General features: G+C 66.2%; 3 protein-coding genes and 3 pseudogenes. 1 reads left to right on the top strand and 5 read right to left on the bottom strand.

Annotated features, from left to right (window positions below; genetic code table 11):
- The 5 genes and pseudogenes from CDO46_RS27995 to CDO46_RS11005 all read right to left on the bottom strand — a co-directional run.
- A pseudogene (locus CDO46_RS27995) lies at positions 1-126 on the bottom strand (transposase); the annotation flags it as partial.
- Positions 66-335, bottom strand: a complete 270-nt coding sequence (locus CDO46_RS10990; protein WP_087838509.1) for a hypothetical protein — start codon at positions 333-335, stop codon at positions 66-68. The gene CDO46_RS10990 and the pseudogene CDO46_RS27995, both read right to left, overlap by 61 nt.
- Positions 336-1,907 (bottom strand): IS66 family transposase, encoded by a 1,572-nt coding sequence (locus tag CDO46_RS10995; protein ID WP_087838510.1) that lies wholly within the window; start codon positions 1,905-1,907, stop codon positions 336-338.
- Positions 1,908-1,969: 62 nt separating this feature from the next.
- Positions 1,970-2,359 (bottom strand): annotated as a pseudogene (gene tnpB / locus CDO46_RS28655) (IS66 family insertion sequence element accessory protein TnpB).
- On the bottom strand, positions 2,302-2,640 hold the full coding sequence (locus tag CDO46_RS11005) for a transposase (protein ID WP_140416855.1): 339 nt from the start codon (positions 2,638-2,640) through the stop codon (positions 2,302-2,304). The pseudogene tnpB and the gene CDO46_RS11005 overlap by 58 nt, the downstream one beginning before the upstream one ends.
- Before the next feature lie 92 nt (positions 2,641-2,732).
- Between CDO46_RS11005 and CDO46_RS11010 the strand changes: the two are divergent.
- Positions 2,733-3,074 (top strand): annotated as a pseudogene (locus CDO46_RS11010) (transposase); the annotation flags it as partial.

Consider the following 3,074-nt stretch of genomic DNA (forward strand, 5'->3'; position numbering starts at 1 on the left):
CAGCGCAGCTAGCCACGGCCATGTCGTCGCTCGATCCGACCTGACGATCGCCCTGGCTCCGTGCATCAAGAGGGTTCGAAGGTACGCGTCGCCTCGCTTGCTGATCCCGAGCTGGCGCACACGCCCATGGCCTCTTCTACCAGATCGGCCAGGTCCGCGCGCCGGCGCCAGAGCCCGTAACGCGACACATGTGCCTGCAGGGCGATGCGGACGTTCTCCAGCGCGCTGAAGTTGGGGAACAGGTTGGTGATCTGGAAGGACTTGGCAATGCCGATGTGCGCGAACTGATGCGGTTTGAGCGTAAGCGTCCGGTGATCACGCCTTGACGACGGCAATCAGGTGGCCGGTGTCCACCGATGTGGCAGCAGTTCGGCGATCCGATTGTTCTTCTGCGTCGGCAGCCGCGTGAGCACGTCCTTCAAGTAGGCATACGGATCATGCCCGTTCAGTCGCGCCGACTGGATCAGACTCATGATGGCGGCCGCACGTTGGCCGCCGCGCAGCGACCCCGCGAACAGCCAGTTCGCACGCCCGACCGCCCAGGGGCGGATCTGGTTCTCGACCCAGTTGTTGTCGATCGGCGCGTGGCCGTCGTCCAGATAGCGCGTGAGCGCCTCCCAGCGCTTGAGGCTGTACTCGATGGCGCGCGCCGTGCCGGATCCGTCAGGCACGCGCTGGCGCTGCGCGATCAGCCATCTGTGCAGCGTCTCGGCGATCGGCCGCGCGCGTTCTTGTCGCATTCGACGCCGTTCATCGACGGGCAACTCCGCTACGTCGCGCTCGACGCCATACAGCGCGCCGAACAGTTCCAGCGCTTGGCCGGCAATCTGGCTCTGGTTGCTCGCATGCAGGTCGTGGAACTTGCGCCGGGCGTGCGCCATGCAGCCCAGTTCCGTGATGCCGGCGGCGAACCCGGCCTTGTAGCCGACATAATCATCGGTCACCAGCTTGCCACGCCACTCATCGAGGAACGTACGGCAGTGCTCACCGGCGCGGCTGGGCGTGAAGTCATAGACCACGGCGCGCAGGCTGTCATAGGAGGTCGGCGTGTAGGCCCACAGGTAAGCCTTGTGCGTCTTGCCCGCCCCGGGCTTGAGCATCTGCACCGGCGTCTCGTCGGCATGCAGCACTGCTCTGTCCAGGACTTCGGCCTTCAGCGCATCGACCAAGGGCTGCAGCCGCAACCCGCACACGCCGACCCATTCGCCCAGCGTCGAGCGCGGCAGCGCCAGCCCGGCGCGTGCAAAGATGCTTTCCTGGCGATACAGCGGCAGGTGATCGGCGAACTTCGCCACCAGCACCTGCGCCAAGAGCCCCGCCGTCGGGATGCCCTTGTCGATGACCTGCGCGGGCACGGGCGCCTGCGTGAGCGTCTCGCACTGGTCGCACACCCACTTGCCGCGGATGTGGCGCTCGACCGAGAAGACGCCCGGCAGGTAATCCAGCTTCTCGCTGATGTCCTCGCCGATGCGCTTTAAGCCACAGCCGCAGCGGCAAATCGTGGAGACGGGTTCGTGATGGATGTCGGTGCGCGGCAGCTCAGGCGGCAGCCGCATGCGTCGCGGCGCTTGCGGTTCGGCAGGCTTTGGCGCGATCGAGGCGCGCAGCGCATTTACTTCTTCTTCGATGGCCGCCATGTCGGCATCCATCGTCTCTTCTAGCAGGCTTGCCTGCGCTGGGTTCAGCTGCTCGCTGCGCTTGCCGTAGCGCCAGCGCTTGTACAGCGCCAGTTCCTGCGTGAGCTGGTCGATGTGCGTCTGTTTGAAGAGCAGTACGCGGTCGCGCTCGGCGATCACCGCGTCGTGCGCCGCGATCTGGGCGTCACGCGTAGCCACCTCGCCCATCAGGCGTTCGGCCAATGCGCGCAGTTGCTGCGCGTCCAGGTGATCCAGGGATGCGGTGCTCATGGCCGCCAGTATGCCGCAGCGCTCGCGGTGGCGGTATTGGCGTCTTGCCGGATTGCCGGGCGCTACAGCACCGAGATCGCACCGGCCGTGCCGACATGCTGCCAGGGCAGGCCCAGCACCAGCGCCTGCCATTGGTCGCCGTCCAGCGCCATATGCGGACCGTGGGTCGCCTGCGCCCACGTGAACTTGCCGCGGTTCAGCCGGCGCGCGGCCAGCTACACGCCGATCCCGTCGTGCACCAGCACCTTCATGCGGTTGGCGCGTCGGTTAGCGAAACAATAGGCGTGGTGCGGGCGTGCAATACCGAACACCGCCACCACCCGCGCCAGCGCTGTCTCGGTGCCGGCACGCATGTCCAGCGGCTCGGTCGCCAGCCAGATCGCATCGATGCGGATCACCGCAGCCACTCCCGCAGCCACGCCACGCAGGCACCGGCTTCGCTCACGGGCCATTGCACCGTCGCTTGCACCGGGCCGCGCGACAGCCGGATTTCAATATGCCGGCCCAGTACCGGCAGCCCCGATGCGACCACGGGCACAAACGCGGGCGTAGCGCCAGGTGCGACGCTGGCGAGCCGGATCCACTTATGCACCAGGTTCGCGTTCACGCCGTGCGACAGCGCGACACTGGCAATGGATGCCCCAGGCTGACTGCACTGCGCCACGATCTGGGCCTTGAGCGTCTTCGGGTAAGACCGGCGCTTACGCAGCGGCGCTAATTCTGTCTTTGCCATGGTGTCCACCAAAAAATGGTGGACACTAATCGAGGACAACGCCCTGGCTCAAGACGGGATCACCGGGCGCTTACGTTTGAGCCCCGTGACATCTCGCCCAACTGCAGGCCGACATCGTCGCGATCGAGCGTCGCCTCTCACAGCAGCTTCGCCAAAGCAGTGCGTGCAAAGCGGTGGCCGAGATTCCCGGCGTGGGGTTGATGACGGCAACGGCGGTCGTCTCCAGCATGGGCTCACCAACGGCCTTCAAAGATGGTAGGGAGTTCGCTGCCTGGATCGGCCTGGTGCCGCGGCAAACCGGCACGGGTGGGCGTGTGCGCCAGCTCGGGATCAGCAAGCGAGGCGACGCGTACCTTCGAACCCTCTTGATGCACGGAGCCAGGGCGATCGTCAGGTCGGATCGAGCGACGACATGGCCGTGGCTAGCTGCGCTG

It is taken from the genome of Pigmentiphaga sp. NML030171, assembly GCF_002188635.1.
Classification (GTDB): Bacteria; Pseudomonadota; Gammaproteobacteria; order Burkholderiales; family Burkholderiaceae_B; genus Pigmentiphaga; species Pigmentiphaga daeguensis.